19 protein-coding genes and 1 pseudogene are annotated in these 19074 nt (G+C 49.7%); 16 read left to right on the forward strand and 4 right to left on the reverse strand.

Going from position 1 to position 19074, the window contains the following annotated elements:
* The first annotated feature begins 144 nt into the window (after nucleotides 1-144).
* The 3 genes and pseudogenes from NHN17_RS03080 to NHN17_RS03090 form a co-directional block, all read left to right on the forward strand.
* On the forward strand, nucleotides 145-549 hold the full coding sequence (locus NHN17_RS03080) for a hypothetical protein (RefSeq protein ID WP_255040663.1): 405 nt from the start codon (nucleotides 145-147) through the stop codon (nucleotides 547-549).
* 117 nt (nucleotides 550-666) lie between these two features.
* A complete protein-coding gene (gene glnB, locus NHN17_RS03085; RefSeq protein ID WP_255040664.1) occupies nucleotides 667-1005 on the forward strand; it encodes a nitrogen regulatory protein P-II in 339 nt (112 codons plus the stop codon).
* 219 nt (nucleotides 1006-1224) lie between these two features.
* Nucleotides 1225-1308, forward strand: a pseudogene (locus NHN17_RS03090) (DNA starvation/stationary phase protection protein); the annotation flags it as partial.
* A gap of 100 nt (nucleotides 1309-1408) precedes the next feature.
* On the opposite strand, the gene NHN17_RS03095 reads toward NHN17_RS03090, so the two are convergent.
* Nucleotides 1409-2026, reverse strand: coding sequence for a YitT family protein (locus tag NHN17_RS03095; RefSeq protein ID WP_255040665.1), 618 nt, complete (start codon nucleotides 2024-2026; stop codon nucleotides 1409-1411).
* Between the two features lie 443 nt (nucleotides 2027-2469).
* Here NHN17_RS03095 and glyA point away from each other — a divergent pair, with 443 nt between their 5' ends.
* From glyA to NHN17_RS03145, 10 genes are all read left to right on the forward strand, one after another.
* The gene (glyA, locus tag NHN17_RS03100; RefSeq protein WP_255040666.1) at nucleotides 2470-3720 is read left to right on the forward strand and encodes a serine hydroxymethyltransferase; all 1251 of its coding nucleotides are present in this window, start codon (nucleotides 2470-2472) and stop codon (nucleotides 3718-3720) included.
* Nucleotides 3721-3886: 166 nt separating this feature from the next.
* On the forward strand, nucleotides 3887-4336 hold the full coding sequence (gene nrdR, locus NHN17_RS03105; protein WP_255040667.1) for a transcriptional regulator NrdR: 450 nt from the start codon (nucleotides 3887-3889) through the stop codon (nucleotides 4334-4336).
* 49 nt (nucleotides 4337-4385) lie between these two features.
* Complete coding sequence (ribD, locus tag NHN17_RS03110; protein ID WP_255040668.1) at nucleotides 4386-5540, forward strand: bifunctional diaminohydroxyphosphoribosylaminopyrimidine deaminase/5-amino-6-(5-phosphoribosylamino)uracil reductase RibD; 1155 nt, start codon at nucleotides 4386-4388, stop codon at nucleotides 5538-5540.
* A 1-nt stretch (nucleotide 5541) separates the two neighbouring features.
* Nucleotides 5542-6198 (forward strand): riboflavin synthase, encoded by a 657-nt coding sequence (locus NHN17_RS03115; RefSeq protein WP_255040669.1) that lies wholly within the window; start codon nucleotides 5542-5544, stop codon nucleotides 6196-6198.
* A gap of 34 nt (nucleotides 6199-6232) precedes the next feature.
* Nucleotides 6233-7336 carry a bifunctional 3,4-dihydroxy-2-butanone-4-phosphate synthase/GTP cyclohydrolase II gene (gene ribBA, locus NHN17_RS03120; protein ID WP_255040670.1) on the forward strand — a complete coding sequence of 368 codons (1104 nt, stop codon included), beginning with the start codon at nucleotides 6233-6235 and terminating at the stop codon, nucleotides 7334-7336.
* 139 nt (nucleotides 7337-7475) lie between these two features.
* On the forward strand, nucleotides 7476-7946 hold the full coding sequence (ribH, locus tag NHN17_RS03125) for a 6,7-dimethyl-8-ribityllumazine synthase (RefSeq protein ID WP_006646664.1): 471 nt from the start codon (nucleotides 7476-7478) through the stop codon (nucleotides 7944-7946).
* Entirely contained in the window at nucleotides 7946-8413 is a 468-nt protein-coding gene (gene nusB / locus NHN17_RS03130) for a transcription antitermination factor NusB (protein WP_255040675.1), read from the forward strand. The genes ribH and nusB overlap by 1 nt, the downstream gene beginning before the upstream one ends.
* 62 nt (nucleotides 8414-8475) lie before the next feature.
* Nucleotides 8476-9447 (forward strand): thiamine-phosphate kinase, encoded by a 972-nt coding sequence (gene thiL / locus NHN17_RS03135; RefSeq protein ID WP_255040676.1) that lies wholly within the window; start codon nucleotides 8476-8478, stop codon nucleotides 9445-9447.
* A 3-nt stretch (nucleotides 9448-9450) separates the two neighbouring features.
* The gene (pgpA, locus tag NHN17_RS03140) at nucleotides 9451-9936 is read left to right on the forward strand and encodes a phosphatidylglycerophosphatase A (RefSeq protein ID WP_373689534.1); all 486 of its coding nucleotides are present in this window, start codon (nucleotides 9451-9453) and stop codon (nucleotides 9934-9936) included.
* Nucleotides 9937-10097: 161 nt separating this feature from the next.
* Nucleotides 10098-12170, forward strand: a complete 2073-nt coding sequence (locus tag NHN17_RS03145; protein WP_255040677.1) for a hypothetical protein — start codon at nucleotides 10098-10100, stop codon at nucleotides 12168-12170.
* A 122-nt stretch (nucleotides 12171-12292) separates the two neighbouring features.
* Here the strand turns inward: NHN17_RS03145 and dxs are convergent, their stop codons facing one another.
* The 3 genes from dxs to xseB are packed head-to-tail and all read right to left on the reverse strand — an operon-like array spanning nucleotide 12293 to nucleotide 15314.
* Nucleotides 12293-14152, reverse strand: a complete 1860-nt coding sequence (gene dxs, locus NHN17_RS03150) for a 1-deoxy-D-xylulose-5-phosphate synthase (protein WP_255040678.1) — start codon at nucleotides 14150-14152, stop codon at nucleotides 12293-12295.
* A 24-nt stretch (nucleotides 14153-14176) separates the two neighbouring features.
* Complete coding sequence (ispA, locus tag NHN17_RS03155) at nucleotides 14177-15079, reverse strand: (2E,6E)-farnesyl diphosphate synthase (RefSeq protein ID WP_373689535.1); 903 nt, start codon at nucleotides 15077-15079, stop codon at nucleotides 14177-14179.
* On the reverse strand, nucleotides 15072-15314 hold the full coding sequence (xseB, locus tag NHN17_RS03160; RefSeq protein WP_255040680.1) for an exodeoxyribonuclease VII small subunit: 243 nt from the start codon (nucleotides 15312-15314) through the stop codon (nucleotides 15072-15074). The genes ispA and xseB overlap by 8 nt, the downstream gene beginning before the upstream one ends.
* Before the next feature lie 318 nt (nucleotides 15315-15632).
* Here xseB and pomA point away from each other — a divergent pair, with 318 nt between their 5' ends.
* The 3 genes from pomA (at nucleotide 15633) to thiI (ending at nucleotide 19002) form a co-directional block, all read left to right on the forward strand.
* A complete protein-coding gene (gene pomA / locus NHN17_RS03165) occupies nucleotides 15633-16394 on the forward strand; it encodes a flagellar motor protein PomA (protein WP_255040731.1) in 762 nt (253 codons plus the stop codon).
* Nucleotides 16395-16403: 9 nt separating this feature from the next.
* Nucleotides 16404-17324 (forward strand): flagellar motor protein MotB, encoded by a 921-nt coding sequence (locus tag NHN17_RS03170; RefSeq protein WP_255040681.1) that lies wholly within the window; start codon nucleotides 16404-16406, stop codon nucleotides 17322-17324.
* Nucleotides 17325-17553: 229 nt separating this feature from the next.
* The gene (gene thiI / locus NHN17_RS03175; RefSeq protein WP_255040682.1) at nucleotides 17554-19002 is read left to right on the forward strand and encodes a tRNA uracil 4-sulfurtransferase ThiI; all 1449 of its coding nucleotides are present in this window, start codon (nucleotides 17554-17556) and stop codon (nucleotides 19000-19002) included.
* Nucleotides 19003-19074 lie beyond the last annotated feature (72 nt).

The raw sequence follows: 19074 nt of genomic DNA on the forward strand, positions 1-19074 counted from the left end.
TGCTATAACAGGGTCTAAAATATGGAGGAAAAAAACTCAATCGTTCAAAAATTGAATAGTTGTTGTACTGGATAAAATACCCGCATAGAATATGCGCTTATTTTTTCAGACTATCATTACCGCTTTCATGGAAGAGAGACAATAATGGATGTAACACGTCGTGGACTGCTCCTGGCTGCCAAGGGCCTCGCAGTACTAGTAATGATCTGCCTAGTAAGATATGCCGACAGTTTTGCCCTGATTTTTAGCTTAAATCAGGTCGGAATTGTACCAAGCTATATCGCTATCTTGGTTCTGCTTTCTGGTGTCGGTGCGATACTCGGTCTTGGCCGTGGAAATCGCTGGGGATTTATCCCGCTCTACTTTTTTATTCCCGCAATCACCATGTTCTTCAACTACAGCATAATCCCCTATCTGCCTCAGTTGTTTAGCCCTGAGTTTAGGGGAATGGCGATCTTTTTCCTCAATAGCAGTGTGCTAGTTTTTTCTGTTCTGCTGTTACTGAAAATGATGGACAATGATGTCATATTCTCGATAGAAAAATACTGAAACGCTGATCTTTCAGCATCAGGCTTTTGATATACTTCACTTAAATTAATCAGGTCGCTGGCAGAGCCCCAATCTTATTTCTGCCAACAGCACCATGCTCAGCAAAGGATGATGAGAATGAAAAAAATTGAAGCCATTATCAAGCCGTTTAAGCTTGATGATGTTCGTGAAGCGCTAGCCGATGTCGGTATTAGCGGCATGACCGTTTCCGAAGTCAAAGGTTTCGGCCGTCAAAAAGGCCATACCGAGCTATACCGCGGCGCAGAGTACATGGTCGACTTCTTGCCGAAAGTGAAGCTGGAAATTGTTGTCGCCGATGACGTTGCCGAGCAGTGTGTCGATACCATTATCGAAACCGCACAAACCGGCAAGATCGGTGACGGTAAGATCTTCATATTTGATGTTGAGCGCGTGGTGCGGATCAGGACTGGCGAAGAGGACGAGGACGCCATCTAAAATCCTCTCTGTCGTCACAGTTTCATCCTCTGGCGGTATCGGAAGTGCTCATTTATGCGTATAAACTCCGCGCTCCCTCTGCGTTCTTGAGCGAAATCCCTTTGCCCTCATCTCAATTGGCCATTGGCAGGTGGCTATCGGCCAGTGGAAGAGCAAAGGGCAGGAGCAAGAGCTTGACTGGGGAAAGTTATTCCACAATCCTGAGTCGCCCATCGCTGTGATGAGGGGACTGCCGCAATCATGGGCGATTATATCCGCGAGCAAGAAAAGTTGATGTGGATACTTAATGCATACAGCCATTAAATAAACACAAAAAAGAGGTCGCAGGAAGCGACCTCTTTTTTTATTTTTAGCCTCTAGCCTCTAGCCTCTAGCCTCTAGCCTCTAGCCTCTAGCCGAGATCTTAACTTGCTTGCGGCTTCAGTTCGCCACTGTAACGACCCGGTTTGTGGTTCATCGCCAAAACCAAATTCAGCACGAATGCGCCGACGATCGAGAACAGCAATACCATAGGACTGACAAGGAAGAAGGAGGCGACCAGGATGGTCATATCAATGCCCATCTGCAATTTGCCGGCTGACCACCCCATTTTTTCCTGTAGAAACAGTACCAAGACGTTAAAGCCGCCAAGACTGGTTTTGTGGCGAAATAGGATCAGCATACCCAGCCCCATCAATAAACCGCCGATCAATGCGCAGTAAAGTGGTTCGAGACGGCTGATCTCCAGCACATGGTGCATGTTGTCGGTAATAATCGAAACCAGTCCACCAGAAATAATGCTGGTAATAGCAAAGCTTTTACCCATTCTGAACCAGGCCATCAGGTAAAACGGGCAGTTCATCATAAAGTACAGCTGGCCAAAAGACAGATCGACAAACTGACTGACCAGCAGGGCCAGACCGGTTGTACCTCCGGTAAGAAGGTCGGCTTGTTGGAGAAAGAAAACCCCTTGGGCAACGATGAAAGTACCGGTAAGAATAGCAATGATATTTTCTTTCAGTGAATGATGATAACCGCTCAAGACAACACTCCTTATGTTTATACGCGCATGATATAGACCATTGCTGACGAGCGTGATAGAAGGAGGCAAATCTGTTTACTCGAAGGTGTACAAAATATATTACGCAGTCGTAAAAATTTAATTTCATGTATTACTTGTAATGTGGGTATTTTAACTCTGGTTGTCCATGCGGGGGAGGTGAACAACTTGAAAACAATTCATATCAAAAATGAAATAAATACCAATAAAAAGTCACATTAGGGGTATCTGATTTAGATCAAATTATGTAAAATACTGCGTTATCTACAGGCGAGACGAAAACGTTTGCGTCCCCGTGGCGCCTAGCTTTGAGGCTTTTCCGTTCTTCGCCAATTTTGTGTGTTTACTGCCTTTTTGTCAGCGCGGCTATTAACGGGTTTACAGAGACAAAAAGGACTAAAAACAATCTGAGTTAGGAGAGACAGATGCTAAAGCGCGACATGAATATTGCCGATTACGATGCTGAACTATTTGCAGCGATTCAGGAAGAAACGGCGCGTCAGGAAGAGCACATCGAGTTGATTGCTTCTGAGAACTATACCAGCCCACGCGTGATGGAAGCCCAGGGCTCCCAGCTAACCAATAAGTATGCGGAAGGCTACCCGGGCAAGCGTTACTACGGTGGTTGTGAGTACGTCGACAAGGCTGAGCAACTAGCTATTGACCGTGCTTGCGAACTATTTGGTGCTGAGTACGCCAACGTTCAGCCTCACTCAGGCTCTCAGGCGAACAACGCTGTTTACATGGCGCTATTGAATGCCGGCGATACTGTATTGGGTATGAGCCTGGCACACGGTGGCCACCTGACTCACGGCTCTCCAGTCAACTTCTCGGGTAAACTGTACAACATCATTCCTTACGGTATTGATGAAGCTGGCCAGATTGATTATGCCGAAGTGGAAGCTCTGGCGCTTGAGCACAAGCCAAAAATGATCATCGGTGGTTTCTCTGCCTACTCTCAGATTGTTGACTGGAAGCGCATGCGTGAAATCGCAGATAAAGTCGGTGCGTACTTCTTTGTTGATATGGCGCACGTTGCCGGTTTGATTGCCGCAGGCGTTTATCCTAACCCGGTGCCACATGCACACGTTGTGTCAACAACGACGCACAAGACACTGGCAGGTCCTCGTGGTGGCCTGATCCTATCAACGGCGGGCGAAGACCTATACAAAAAACTGAACTCTGCGGTATTCCCTGGCGGCCAGGGTGGCCCACTGATGCACGTGATTGCAGCAAAAGCGGTGGCCTTCAAAGAAGCGATGGAGCCTGAGTTCAAAGATTACCAAGCACGCGTGGTTGAAAATGCCAAGGCGATGGTGGGTGAATTCCTTGAGCGCGGTTATAAGATCGTGTCTGGTAGCACTGAGAACCACCTATTCTTGGTCGACCTGATTGACAAAGGTATTACAGGTAAAGAAGCGGATGCGGCACTGGGCGCAGCGAATATTACGGTGAACAAAAACAGTGTACCGAACGACCCGCGTAGCCCGTTTGTTACTTCTGGTATCCGTGTTGGTACGCCAGCGATCACTCGCCGTGGCTTTACGGTTGAAGATGCCAAGAAACTGGCTAACTGGATGTGTGATGTGATGGATAACATCGACAACCCAGAAGTGATTGAAGCGACTAAAGTCAAGGTGCTGGAAATCTGTAAACGCCTACCTGTTTACGCGTAATCTCCAATGCCATTTGGCGACGATAACCCAATATAAAAAGGGCCTGCAGATAACAGGCCCTTTTTTATGTATTTTTTGGCGGAATATAAAGGAGAAATTTTATGGTAATAGTCTCCCCCTGTTATTGAAATGGGTTACACTGGTGCGACGAAGTTGAGGAGGCAAGATGCATTGTCCTTTTTGTGGTGCTAATGACACCAAAGTAATAGATTCTCGATTGGTGGCCGATGGTCATCAGGTTCGTCGTCGCCGTCAGTGCCTAGCATGTAGTGAACGTTATACAACGTTTGAAACCGCTGAGTTGGTGATGCCACGGGTGATCAAGACAAATGGTAACCGTGATCCGTTCAATGAAGATAAATTGCGCGGTGGGATCCAGCGTGCGTTGGAAAAACGCCCAGTCAGCGCCGATGATATCGAGAGTGCTATCAATACTATCAAGTCGCGCCTGCGTGCGACCGGTGAGCGAGAAGTACCATCGGAAATGATTGGTAATTTGGTGATGGAAGCACTGAAAGAGCTAGATAAAGTCGCCTATATCAGGTTTGCTTCTGTTTACCGTAGTTTTGAAGACATTCGTGAGTTTGGTGAAGAAATCGCTAAACTAGAAAAATAATTGAGGCCGGACGTGATGTGCCGGCTTTTCTAACCAATACTGAAGTCTCATGTTCTCATCTATCGACCACGCCATGATGCTACGTGCTATTACGTTGGCGAAGAACGGTCAGTACACGACTACCCCAAACCCCAATGTTGGCTGTGTCATCGCTCATGGCGATGAAGTTGTCGGTGAAGGCTATCATTACCGTGCAGGCGAACCTCACGCTGAAGTCTACGCCCTTCGCGCCGCTGGTAGCAAAGCTGCGGGGGCGACTGCCTATGTCACTTTGGAGCCTTGCTCTCACTATGGCCGCACCCCGCCATGCGCTAAAGCGTTGGTAAAAGCTGGAGTGAAGCGCGTAGTTTGCGCCATGGTTGACCCCAACCCGAAAGTGGCTGGTCGTGGTATTACGATGCTGCAGCAAGCGGGCATCGAAGTGCAAACAGGCCTGCTCGAGCAAGATGCCGAAGCACTAAACCCCGGCTTCATCAAAGTGATGAAAACCGGCCTCCCGTTTGTCCAGCTGAAACTGGCCGCAAGCCTTGATGGCCGTACCGCGTTGGCGAATGGCGAAAGCAAATGGATCACCGGCCCTGCAGCAAGGGCTGATGTTCAACGCTATCGCGCCAGAGCTGGCGCTATATTGTCAACCAGTGCAACAGTACTTGCTGATGACCCATCGCTGAATGTACGTTGGATAGAGCTGGGTGATAAGGTCCAGCAAGCCTACCCGCAGGCAGAATTGCGCCAACCGGTTCGGGTTGTGATTGACAGCCGGAATAGAGTGACACCGCAGCATCATTTGGTTAGCCTGCCGGGCAAAACGGTACTGGCGAGAAAACAGGCTGACATGCAACAATGGCCGCAAGATGTTGAACAACTGGTCATTAAAGAAGGGGAGGGCGTTGACCTTCCTGCCTTGATGGCTGAGTTGGTAAAGAACAATATTCACCATATCTGGGTTGAAGCTGGAGCTGGCCTTGCGGGCGGTTTGTTGCAAGCTGGATTGGTCGATGAGCTGATCCTATACCAAGCGCCTAAATTGATGGGCAGCGATAGCCGCGGGTTAATTGATCTCAATGGCTTGGTGTCGATGGATCAGGTTCCCGAACTGAGCGTGACGGATGTGCGTATGGTAGGAGGGGATATTCGTATCACATCCCGTGTCCAAGCCCATATCCAAACAGATATACTCAATCAGACAAAGCAAAAGGTTTGACATGTTTACAGGCATTATTGAAGCCGTGGGTACAATTACTGCCCTGACCCCTAAAGGCAAAGACATTTCTGTGACGGTGGACTCCGGCAAGCTAGACCTATCCGATGTAAAATTGGGGGATAGCATTGCAACCAACGGCGTGTGTTTGACCGTTGTTGCACTGACTGGATCAGGCTACGTAGCCGATTTGTCATTGGAAACACTCAAGCGTACCGCATTTGTGGAATACCGTGCGGGACAGAAGGCAAACCTAGAAAAAGCCATGTTGCCGACCACACGTTTCGGTGGCCATATGGTGTCTGGTCATGTTGATGATGTGGCAGAAGTCATTGAACGCAATCAAACCGGTCGTGCGATTGAGTTTTGGTTGAAGGCACCGGCCCATTTGGCGAAATATATTTCGGAGAAGGGTTCAGTGTCGGTTGATGGGATCAGCCTAACGGTTAACGCTATCCGTGGTGATGAGTTCAAGCTAACCATCGTGCCACATACGGCATCGGAAACCACGATGGAAGCATTTACGCCGGGTCGTAAGATCAATCTGGAAGTGGATGTGATCGCCCGTTATCTCGAGCGCTTGATGCTGGGTGACAAGGCGGCGGAGCCAAAAACTGAAGTGTCTATGGATTTGCTGGCCCGCAGCGGGTTCCTTGGATAAACAGACAGAATATAAACAAGAATAAGGTAGCGATATGGCTCTAAGCAGCGCAAAGGACATCATCGAAGATATCCGCCTAGGAAAGATGGTTATCCTAATGGATGACGAAGATCGTGAAAATGAAGGCGATCTGATCATTGCGGCGGAAAAAATCACGCCTGAAGCAATTAACTTTATGGCCCGCCATGGCCGTGGGTTGATTTGCCTGACCTTGACTAAATCTCGCTGTCAGCAACTGAAGTTGCCATTGATGGTGCAAGATAACACCGAACAATTTAGCACTAACTTCACCGTATCGATTGAAGCGGCAGAAGGGGTGACTACCGGCATTTCGGCTTCCGATCGTGCTGTTACCGTACAGGCGGCTGTTGCTGCCAATGCGTCGCCGGCTGATATTGTGATGCCAGGCCACATTTTCCCGCTGATGGCGCAAGACGGTGGAGTCTTGGCCCGTGCTGGCCACACAGAAGCAGGTTGTGATATTGCACGCCTTGCTGGTTTAGAACCAGCCAGTGTGATTGTCGAAATCCTCAATGAAGACGGTACTATGGCACGTCGTCCGGATCTCGAGCTCTTTGCTGAGCAGCATGGCCTGAAACTGGGCACGATCGCAGATCTTATTGAGTACCGTAACAATAACGAAACGACTATCGAACGTGTCGCGCAGTGTACTCTGCCAACAGAATTCGGTGACTTTGAGATGATCACCTATCGTGACACCATCGACAACGAAGTCCACTACGCGTTGCAAAAAGGCGATGTGGTCGAAGGTGAACCAACCTTGGTACGTGTTCACCTGCAAGATACATTTAAAGATATTCTTCACTCGGGTGCTACCCAGTGGACACTGCCATCGGCAATGAAGCGTATTGCTGAAGAAGGCGGGGTATTAGTGGTGTTAAGCAAGGCCGAAAGCCAAGAATCGATCATCACCAAAGTCCAGAGCATGGCAGCTAAGGAAGAAGGTAAACCTGGAGTGAAGCTGAACCCGAAGGATCAGTCTCGCCAGGTGGGGGTGGGTTCGCAAATCTTGTCTGATTTAGGCGTTTCCAAAATGCGGCTGTTGTCGTCCAGCACCCAGCGCTACCATTCACTATCAGGCTTTGGCCTCGAAGCGGTTGAATATATTTGCGAATAACGCATAACTCAAAATTTACCCCAAACATTGCCGGTATGGGGCGGGAAAGAGCTTGAAGATGCCAATTGGTATAACGCATAAAGTGTGATAGACTCCCGCGGTTTCTCATACCGGAAAAGACATAGTCACAGGAAGGCCCATGAAGGTAATTGAAGGCGCCATCGCGGCACCAAATGCAAAAGTTGCTATCGTAATCGCACGCTTCAACAGCTTTATCAACGAAAGCCTACTTTCAGGTGCGCTAGACGCTCTGAAACGTCAGGGTCAAGTAAGTGAAGATAACATCACCGTTGTTCGTTGCCCAGGTGCATATGAGCTACCGCTTGTTGCTCAGCAAGTTGCTAAAAGCGATCGTTATGATGCTATTGTTGCGCTTGGCTCTGTGATCCGTGGCGGTACGCCACATTTTGATTATGTTGCCGGTGAGTGTAACAAAGGTCTGGCTCAGATTGCTCTAGAGTACAATACTCCAGTTGCATTCGGTGTTCTGACTGTAGATTCTATCGAACAAGCCATTGAGCGTGCCGGTACCAAGGCTGGTAATAAAGGGGCAGAGGCTGCACTAAGCGCGCTTGAAATGGTTAATGTCCTGTCCCAAATTGAATCCTAATGGGGGTTAGTGTGAAACCAGCCGCACGTCGTAATGCACGTCATTTTGCTGTACAAGCAATTTATTCATGGCAAATTACCAAAGGTAATGTTGCTGATATCGAGCAACATTTTCTTACTGACGATAAATTCGAAGAAGAAGAGCACCAGGCGGAAGCCCCGGCACTTGCAGCACCACATACAGATGTTGCTTATTTCCGTGATCTGCTAACAGGTGTAGTGCTGAACCATCAGGAACTGGACAGCAAAATGCGTCCGTACCTGTCGCGTCCTCTACAGGACTTGGATCAGATGGAACTAGCGCTACTTCGTCTTGCTATGTACGAGATGACCAAGCGTGATGACGTACCATATAAGGTAGTTATCAACGAAGCTATCGAATTGGCAAAAGCCTTCGGTGCAGAAGATAGCCACAAATTTGTGAATGGTGTGCTGGATAAGGCTGCGCCATCACTTCGCAAGAAGTAATTACATCGCTATTATAAAAGGCCAGCAATGCTGGCCTTTTTTCTATCTATAAAAAGAAGAACATGGCAAACGAATTTGATTTGATAGCCCGGTATTTTGAAAACCAGGCAGTGAAACGCAAAGATGTTCCTTTGGCCATTGGTGACGACTGTGCTTTGCTGGAAGTTCCTAATGGTAGCCAACTGGCTGTGAGCACCGATTCCCTGGTGGCAGGAACCCATTTTTTAGCCGATGCTGAACCATCATGGGTTGCCCACAAGGCTCTGGCCTCTAACCTCAGTGATCTGGCGGCCATGGGCGCGACCCCTGCCTGGGTATCGCTGGCACTGACCATGCCACAGCCAGATGAAGCTTGGCTAGAAGGGTTCTGCAACGGCTTTTTTGCCTTGGCGGAATACTACAATGTCCAGTTGGTAGGCGGGGACACGACCAAGGGTCCGCTTAGTATTACCTTGACAGTGCATGGCTTTATCCCGACAGGGAAAGCGCTGACCCGCAGTGGTGCTCGTTCTGGCGATTGGATTTACGTGACAGGTAACCTCGGCGATAGCGCTGCGGGTCTGGCGTTGCTTCTTGGCCAGAAAACAGTCAACGATCCTGAATTGGCAGCAACCTTACTTGAGCGGCATCATAAGGCAGAGCCACGCATTCTTGCTGGCCAAGCGCTACGAGGTCTAGCATCTGCGGCGTTAGATATTTCGGATGGCCTGATTAGTGATCTTGGGCATATTCTGAAACGATCTGGGGTGGCAGCCGAAATTGACGTTGATAAACTACCGCTTTCGCCAGAACTTATCGCCTTCGAACCGGAGCGCGATGCAGCATTGCAGTTGGCCTTGGCGAGTGGTGAAGAGTATGAGCTGTGCTTCACCGTACCGGAGCAGAACAGGGGCGCGGTTGACACGGCCTTGGCTCGCAGTGGCGTAAGGGCAACCTGTATTGGCCAGTTACGGCCGGGACACGGTATTACCTTGGTTCGCGAGCGCCAGCCGCTGAACTGGAAACTGCACGGATATGATCATTTTGCGGAGTAAATTGTGGCAAACCCGAAAGATAAAATTAACCTGAAAAACCCTTGGCATTTCTTGGCTACCGGCTTTGGTAGTGGGCTTTCTCCAGTCATTCCGGGAACCATGGGGACAGTGGCAGCGATCCCGCTATACTTGCTGATGGCACAATTGCCCTTTACTGCTTACCTCGTGATCATTGTGGTCGCTGCTCTTATCGGTATCACCATTTGCCAGAAAACCTCTGATGATATGGGTGCCCATGACCACGGTAGTATTGTCTGGGATGAATTTGTCGGTTTCTGGATCACTATGGCTATTGCCCCTGTGGTGAGCTGGCAGTGGGTGCTGGCGGGCTTTGTTTTGTTCCGTTTCTTCGATATGGTCAAGCCGTGGCCAATCAGCTGGTTGGACAAACACGTTCACGGTGGCTTGGGGATCATGGTTGACGATATCCTAGCCGGTTTTATGGCGATGATTGCCCTTTGGGGCTTGGGCCATTGGTTGGGCTGGTAATCTTACCTACCACACCTTGTGATGAAAGCCGCGCGATTGCGCGGCTTTTTTATTTCTAATTCAGTGGACTAAGCTTTAAGAGGCTAGAGGCTAGAGGCTAGAGGCTAGAGGCTAGAGGCTAGAGGCTAGAGGCTAGAGGCTAGAGATAGGGAGATCAGCGGTTGAGTGTACTGAATCGGGTTTATTGGCTTGTTGGGCTTATGTTGTTGTCACCGGTCTGTTTGGCCCAGGTATATCCTTCTACCGGGACGGCGTGGGTGTTGCCCGGCAGCTGGCAAGAGACGGTAATTGACGGCAAGCCTCATACTGCTGACCAGGTGAAAGCGTGGGAAAGTCAGCATGCCGATGTGGTGTTTGGCAGTATGCAGGACCCTGAAATTAACCGCCGGATGAATGCGATGGGATACATGTATGCCCATAAATTTGATTGTCGGCCGAGCAAGCAAGAGGCCTGGCTGAGTCAGCAAGCCTTGAACTCAGGCATGGATGTGGAAGAGGGTTATCTGCACTTTGCCGAAGATACCCAACTAGCAATGGATAGGCCCAATAACGGGTTGGATTACTTGCTCGAAGGGCGACCTTATCATTTACTGCTGATCCGCAACGGCCAGTTCTCGACAGCGCGTTTACCCATCAAGGTAGAGCCGGATGATAAATTGGTCATGTTTGCTTCCTATCCGTTTGAGCGATTGTCGGTCAAAGCCGGAGGGGTCCCTGATATTGCTCGGCACGTGACGAACGATGAAGGGAGTGTTGAAAAGTGGCTTTCACTTGAGGTGGAGTGGCTCATACAATCTAGAGATGATTTGGCGATCAGGTATGAAGGGCAACTCCAATTGGAGCGAGCATGGCACAGTGCCCAGGCATGGTATCAAGGGCGCCATTTAAACACAGGCGAGCCGGGGCTCGCTGCCGGGCTGCGGGTATGGATGTTAGAGCTTGCTTGGCGAAAACCCACGGAGGTTGAATCGTTGGCTATAACGCCATGGCTTGAGGTACGCCAGAAGCGCATGTTCATTCCGGGCTGGGATCCTGCCAACGACCTTGATGGTGATGGCTATATTAATCAGCGAGAGTTCTCATCCAGAGCCAATCGAAAGGCATCGGCACGCTTTCGCCATCAGGCGAGGCTGATCCCTGCAGGCTATATGTGGCCGGGAACATGCTGGTATCGGGTTAACTTCCTCAATCGTGCGTTCAATAAGCTGCATGTCCAGTGGTATCAAGAAGACTGGCTGCAGCAAGGGCTTTCTGGTGCATACAACGATGATATGGCGAAGCTACTGGGGGAAAATCAGTTCAAGGTCATATCGGGTGGCGAGGTTCGAGAGCTTGCAATGATGGCGGGGAGCAAGCAGGTAGAATACGAGTATGCCAAGCAGCTTGCCGACTTCCTCAAGCAAGTTAAAACGTTAACCGGGACACAGTGGCTGGCTGCTAATATTTCCGAGCTGAATCTTTGGCACTACGCACCCTGGCCGCCAGAACTCAGAGATGTGATCGATGTCTGGTTGCGTGAGCACTACCTGACCCCAGCTATCGGGCTCGATCGCCTACAGCGTTACTGGGATAGTTTTGCGCTCGCGGGCCAGCAGGACAAGAGCCTGATCATGGCCTCCACGAAAGGGGGGCGAAGCCAGTATTCACCGTCGGAGCCTGCGGCATGGCAGCAGGATATCGAAACCGGGCTGACATTGTATTATCTCTTCAATGTCCCCGGGCAGACTTTTTACCATAGTTGGAACCAGAGTTACCGCTATGGTAGTGGCAATACTACGCCTGATAATTGGTATCAGGCCGGTATCGGCAAGAATATCGCCTATCAACCTACGGCAATGCTTAAAGTGGATATAGGCATTCCCGAAGCGGCGCCGGAAGGGGCTGAATTGGTGGTATTTGATGATAAAGGCAAGGAGGCTGACTCTGCTGCAACCAATATTGGTGGTATTCCGCTACAGCCATCTGGGTGGTATTGGCTTCAACGCAGTGGTTGGTTTGGTGAACTTCCCGAACAGGGTGTCATTGCCCGCCGTTATAGCAAAGGACTCGTTCTTTACCGAGGAGCAAGGGAGCGTAACAATGCGGCGTTTTTTTCAACCGAGCCGCGAGAAGTTAGCCTTGACGGCTATTATCAGCAGGTGAACGCTGATGGCAGTCTAGGGCCCGCGGTTAGCCAAGTGTCGCTCAGTGGCTACCAGGGAATGATATTGAAAAGGGCGATAGAGAAAAAATAAATACTGAACCTAATACCAACCTACATAACAACTACTTATCCAGATTGGTATAAGAAAGTGCCCCAAACAATAGAACATTGCTTGGGGCACAGAGTCTATACGTAAATCAGTGCGGCTGAGGATTAGTCGATATAAGCGCGGATCTGCTTTTCAATACCTGGACCGTCGATTTCCAGCATTGCATGAAGCTCGGCTTGAGTGCCTTGCTCAATAAAGCGGTCAGGTAGGCCAAGGTTCAATACCGGCTTGAGTACTTTCTGTTTCATCAAGAACTCGTTGACCCCACTGCCAGCACCGCCGGCAATCGCATTTTCTTCAACCGTCACCAACACATCATGGTTGGCGGCCAGTTCAAGGATCAAGGCTTCATCAAGGGGTTTCACAAACCGCATATCGGCAACAGTCGCATTGAGGCTCTCTGCGGCTTCCAGTGCATAGCTCAACATGGTACCGAAGCTGAGGATAGCGACTTTTTCACCTTCGCGGTGAATCATTCCTTTACCGATTGGCAGGGCCGTCATTTCACGCTTAGGCACAATCCCCGTCCCACTGCCGCGAGGGTAGCGAACCGCACTCGGGCCTTGGTGCATGTGGCCGGTGTAGAGCATCTGGCGGCACTCATTTTCATCGCTTGGCGCCATAATCACCATATTTGGAATACAGCGCATAAAGCTGATATCGAAGGCTCCTTGGTGGGTTTGCCCGTCGGCGCCAACTAGGCCGCTCCGGTCGATGGCAAACATCACCGGCAGATCCATAATTGCGATATCGTGGATCAACTGATCATAGCCGCGCTGCAGGAACGTCGAGTAAATTGCCACAACCGGGTGGTAGCCGCCAATGGCCATACCGGTTGCCAGTGTTACAGCATGCTGCTCGGCAATTGCCACATCAAAATACTGTGATGGGTATTCTTTGGAGAAGCGCACCATACCCGACCCTTCACGCATAGCTGGCGTGATAGCCATCAGCTTTTCATCCTGCTCGGCCATGTCACACAACCAGTCGCCAAAGACATTGGAGAAGGTTGGCTGGCTTTTCGCTTTCGGGATTGGATTCTGGTTCAGATCAAACTTAGGGACTGCGTGGTAGTTGATTGGATCCGCTTCGGCAGGGGCGTAGCCTTTGCCTTTCTTGGTCATAATGTGCAGGAACTGCGGGCCTTTGAGGTTACGCATGTTCTTGAGGGTCTTGACCAGCTCCTCGACATCATGGCCGTCGATTGGACCGATGTAGTTGAAGCCAAGCTCTTCGAACATGGTTCCCGGAACAACCATGCCTTTGAGATGCTCTTCGGCACGCTTGACCAACTCTTTGATGGGGGGCGCACCAGCCAGAACTTTTTTACCGCCTTCACGGATAGTGGTATAGAGGTTACCGGACAGCAAACGTGCTAGGTGATTGTTTAGCGCCCCGACATTTTCTGAGATCGACATTTCGTTGTCGTTGAGGATCACCAGCATGTCTGAGTGGACGCCACCTGCGTGATTCATGGCTTCGAAAGCCATACCAGCAGTAATGGCACCATCACCAATGACACTGACAACCTTACGACCCATCCCTTCCTTTTCAGACGCGATAGCCATCCCCAGCCCGGCACTGATTGAGGTGGAAGAGTGGCCGACAGACAGCACATCGTATTCGCTTTCTTCACGCCACGGGAATGGGTGCACCCCGTTCTTTTGGCGGATGGTCGGCATCTGGTCACGACGGCCAGTCAGGATTTTGTGCGGATAGGCCTGATGGCCGACATCCCAAATCAGGTGATCGAACGGTGTGTTGTATACAAAATGCAGTGCGACGGTTAACTCGACAGCACCCAGGCCAGAGGCAAAGTGGCCACTGCTCTGGCTGACTGAATTCAGTAGGTAGGTGCGTAGCTCGTCGCACACTGCTGGCAGGCTTTCTGCAGGCAGCAGGCGTAACTCATCTGGGGTGTTGGCCAACGCCAAATGAGGGTATTTCGAAATATCCAGTGTCATAACATTCACGGCGCTTTGCTGTTTTTAGTTATTGCGCTCGATGACGTATCGGGCAAAAACTTCTAGTTGTTCAGTATTGTAAGGGATTGCACTCAATGCGTGTAGTGCCTGTTGGTACAGTTGCTGAGCTTTTGCCTTGGCGCCATCCAACCCGAGAAGAGCAGGATAGGTACTTTTTTCCAGCTCGATATCCGAACCTTGCGGCTTGCCCAAGGTTTCGGTATCACTTATTACGTCAAGGATATCGTCTTGGACTTGAAACGCCAAACCAATTGCATCGGCATAGGCATTAAGTTGAGGCAAAATGGCAACGCCTTTTTCACCAGCTGCTAATGCGCCAAGGCGGACCGCGCAGCGGATCAGGGCACCGGTTTTGTGACGATGGATGTTTTTAAGCTGTTCAAGGCCGACATGTTTACCTTCTGCATCTAGGTCAAGGGCTTGGCCCATGCACATGCCGCTGGCGCCAGACGCTTTGGCCAGCTCGCGGATCATCGCGACCCGATTGGCTTCACCGTCAGTACCTAGAGAGCCTGAAGCGAGAATATCAAATGCCAAAGTTTGCAGTGCATCACCAGCCAAAATGGCGGTTGCTTCATCAAAGGCAATATGGCAGGTTGGCTGGCCGCGACGCAGATCATCATCATCCATTGCCGGAAGATCATCGTGGATCAACGAATAAGCGTGGATGCACTCTACCGCCGCAGCTGGCGTATCTAGATCAACAATATCGGCACCTAGCATCTCTCCGGTAACGTAAGTCAGAAATGGACGGGCACGTTTACCACCCAGAAGAGTACCATGTTTCATGGCCTGGATAAGTGGTAGCTCAGCAAAAGGCTGGGCATCAATCCACTGTCCAAGCTGTTGGTTATTGCGTGCTTGATAAAACTGAAGTGATTGCGACAGTGATGGCGTGTTATTCATTATTTGTATCAAACTTGGTCAGGGGAGCTTCGTCATCTGCCTGAAGCAGGATTTCAACGCGCTGTTCGGCTTGGGTCAATTTCTGCTGACTAGTGCGAGCAAGGGCAATGCCGCGTTCGAATTTTTTCAGTGCATCTTCGAGCGCAATGTCTCCGGATTCCAACTCATTGACGATTGCGTCTAGTTCATCCAGTGCGGCTTCAAAGGCCATATTTTCAGGTTTTTTGGCTGCCATAGTGGTGTCATTTCTCTTCTAAGTGCTCGAAAAATAGCGTAGAGCGTAATCTGGGTCAAATTATCTCACAGTAATCTGTGTGGCAAACAGGATTTTTCTTTTTTTCTCCCTACAAAGCTAAACCTAAGCAGCAAAGTGCCGATAATAACTTTCAATAACGAAAAATGCTGGTGTTAGCTTCATATTGAGGTCACCTGAAGCACGAATAATGAACGAATGCAGCCCTTTTGGCATTGTGTCTTTGAAAGGTCACAAGGGGCTCGATACAATGTACCGTTCAATACTGATTCACAAGTGCAACGAACTGGAGACTACCAAGTGGATTTGGCGACCCTTATAGGATTAATTGGGGCATTTGCTTTTGTCATTATGGCCATGGTGCTCGGCGGCAGCTTTGGCATGTTCGTTGACACCCAGTCGATTTTGATTGTTTTGTGTGGTTCGTTGTTTGTAGCCTTGATGCAATACAGCGTTGGCCAGTTTTTGGGGGCCACCAAAATTGCCGTTAAGGCATTTATGTTCAAGAACGACAATCCGGAAGATTTGATTGCAAAAATTGTCGAGATGGCTGATGCCGCACGTAAAGGCGGTTTCCTCGCGCTTGAAGAAATGGAAGTGGATAATAGTTTCCTGCGCAAAGGCGTCGATTTGCTGGTGGATGGTCATGATGCCGATGTGGTAAGGGCGACACTGCAAAAAGACATCGCCTTGACCAATGAACGTCATGAGCTTGGGATTGGTATCTTCAAAGCGCTTGGCGATGTCGCTCCTGCGATGGGGATGATAGGTACCCTGATCGGTCTGGTGGCCATGCTGTCAAACATGGACGACCCTAAATCAATCGGCCCGGCGATGGCCGTTGCCCTTTTGACAACCTTATATGGTGCCATTATGGCCAACATGGTGATGTTGCCAATAGCGGCAAAATTGGGTCTGCGCAAAGATGAAGAAAAACTTAACCGCCGTCTGATCCTTGATGGGGTGTTGGCTATTCAGGATGGTCAGAACCCCCGGGTTATCGACAGCTACCTGAAAAACTATCTCAACGAGAAAAAACGTACCATTAACGTTGATGATTAAGGAGGGCTGATGGAAGAAGAACATAAATGTCCCCCTCCGGGTCAGCCACAGTGGATGGGCACCTTTGCTGACTTGATGTCGCTGCTGATGTGTTTCTTTGTTCTGTTGTTGTCATTTTCCGAAATGGATGTACTGAAATTCAAGCAGATCGCCGGTTCGATGAAATTCGCCTTTGGTGTACAAAACATGCTGGAAGTGAAAGACATCCCTAAAGGGACCAGTGTGATCGCCCAGGAGTTCCGCCCTGGCAGGCCAGAGCCGACACCGATTGAGGTGATCATGCAGCAGACCATTGATATGACCCAACGGACGTTGGATTTTCATGACGGTGATTCAGACCGTGCCGGCGGCACCAAGCGAGATGCTGGAAAGATGACTGGCGGTCAGAGCGCTGAGGTAGCGACCCAGCAAAATCAGAATAACGAATCGGAAATGACCGAAGCCCAAGAGCAGGTATTGGAAGTGCTAAAGCAAGCCCTGAACCGTGAAATAGACGAAGGGGCAATCGAGGTGGAAAACCTCGGCCAGCAAGTGGTGATTCGGGTTAAGGAAAAAGGGGCCTTCCCTGAAGGTTCGGCATTCCTACAACCCAAATTCCGTCCATTGATCCGACAGGTTGCTGATTTGGTGAAAGATGTTCCCGGGGGGATCAGGATCAGTGGCCATACCGACAACCAGAAACTGGACTCCGAGCTCTACCGCTCCAATTGGGATTTATCTGCCCAGCGGGCAGTGTCGGTAGCTCAGGAAATGGAGCAGGTTGAAGGGTTTGATCCCCAGCGTCTGCGTGTGGTTGGGCTGGCTGGCACCCAGCCTCTGAATGAGAATGCTACACCGGAAGAGCGCAAAGCCAACCGGCGGGTAGAAATTTCCATCATGCAAGGCGAACCTCACTACAGTGAAGAAATCTCTAGCCGAAGTGCTCAGTAAGCCATGTTTGACGTGATTTTACAGGCCGTCTCCTTAGTAGGAGGCGGTCTTTGTTTTATCCGTCGTTAAGCAACTGCCTAACGACAAATGAAAATATGCCTACACTATATTTAAGCACCTTGAAGTTACTTAGATATAATATCCTTGTTTCAGCAACAGCCTGCTTGCTGTATAATCCGCGCCTTTCAGCCTTTTTGGTATTGTTTGGCCCAGTGTAGCGAAGCGTGTTATGAAATTTATTGTTAAACCCCATCCTGAGATTTTCGTAAAGAGTGAATCTGTACGTAAGCGTTTTACCAGAATCTTAGAATGTAACATTCGCATTATCCTTCAGCGTTCATGTGAGTCTATTGCGGTGATCAATCGCCGCAGCCATATTGAAGTGGTGCCAAAAGACGACAGCCAGCGTGAAGCGATACTGACCGTCTTGACCCAGACTCCGGGGATCCACCATGTGCTGGAAGTTAAGCAGACTGACTTCACCGATTTGCACGACATCTACGAGCAGACTCTCGCACATGTTGGTAACACTCTAGAAGGCAAAACCTTCTGTGTTCGTGCTAAACGTACCGGTAAGCATGATTTTACTTCGATCGAGCTTGAGCGCTATGTGGGCGGTGGACTCAACCAAGCTGTTGAGTCGGCGTCGGTGAAGCTGAAGAACCCGGATATGACTGTCCGTGTCGAAGTGCAAAATGAGAAGCTGAACCAGATCCTTGCCCGCCATAAAGGTTTGGGTGGTTTCCCGTTGGGCACTCAGGAAGACGTATTGAGCTTGATTTCTGGTGGCTTTGACTCTGGTGTTTCAAGTTATCTTCACATCAAGCGCGGCAGTAAAGTGCATTATTGCTTCTTCAACTTGGGCGGCCCAGCGCATGAAATCGGTGTAAAGCAGGTTTCTCACTTCTTGTGGAAGAAGTATGGCTCATCCGCTAAAGTGAAGTTTATTGCGATCGACTTCGAACCTGTTGTTGGCGAAATCCTTGAAAACATTGATGACGGCCAGATGGGCGTTGTGCTTAAACGTATGTTCATGCGTGCTGCAGGTATGGTTGCTGAGCGTTTTGGTATTCAAGCATTAGTGACTGGTGAAGCTTTGGGTCAGGTATCGAGCCAGACTCTGACTAACCTGCGCCATATTGATAACGTGACCGATACGCTGATCCTGCGTCCGCTGATCAACTGGGACAAAGAAGACATCATCGATGTTGCCCGTAAAATCGGTACCGAAGATTTTGCCAAGACTATGCCGGAATTCTGCGGTGTGATCTCCAAGAGCCCGACGGTGAAAGCGGTATTGCATAAGCTGGAAACCGAGGAAGCGAAGTTCGATTACACTGTTCTAGAGCGAGTGGTTTCTGAGGCGCGTGTGATTGATATCCGAGATATTGAGAAAGAAAGCCAAGAGCAGGCTCCGGAAATCGAGCTGGTAGACCAGATCGAAACGGACGCTGTGGTACTGGATATCCGTAGCCCGGATGAAGAAGACGAGAACCCGCTTGAGCTCGGCAATGTCGATGTGAAGCACCTTCCGTTCTACAAACTGGCGACCCAGTTTGGTGACTTGCCGCAGGATAAAACCTATCTGCTGTACTGTGACCGTGGTGTCATGAGTCGCCTACAGGCGCTTTACCTGAAAGAGAACGGCTTTGACAACGTGAAGGTCTACCGTCCTTAAATCAGTAAAAACTGTATGTATAAAAACGAGAGCCTTGGCTCTCGTTTTTTTATGTCGGTAGTTTTATGTTTT

It is taken from the genome of Photobacterium pectinilyticum, from assembly GCF_024357955.1.
GTDB classification, from domain to species: Bacteria; Pseudomonadota; Gammaproteobacteria; order Enterobacterales; family Vibrionaceae; genus Photobacterium; species Photobacterium pectinilyticum.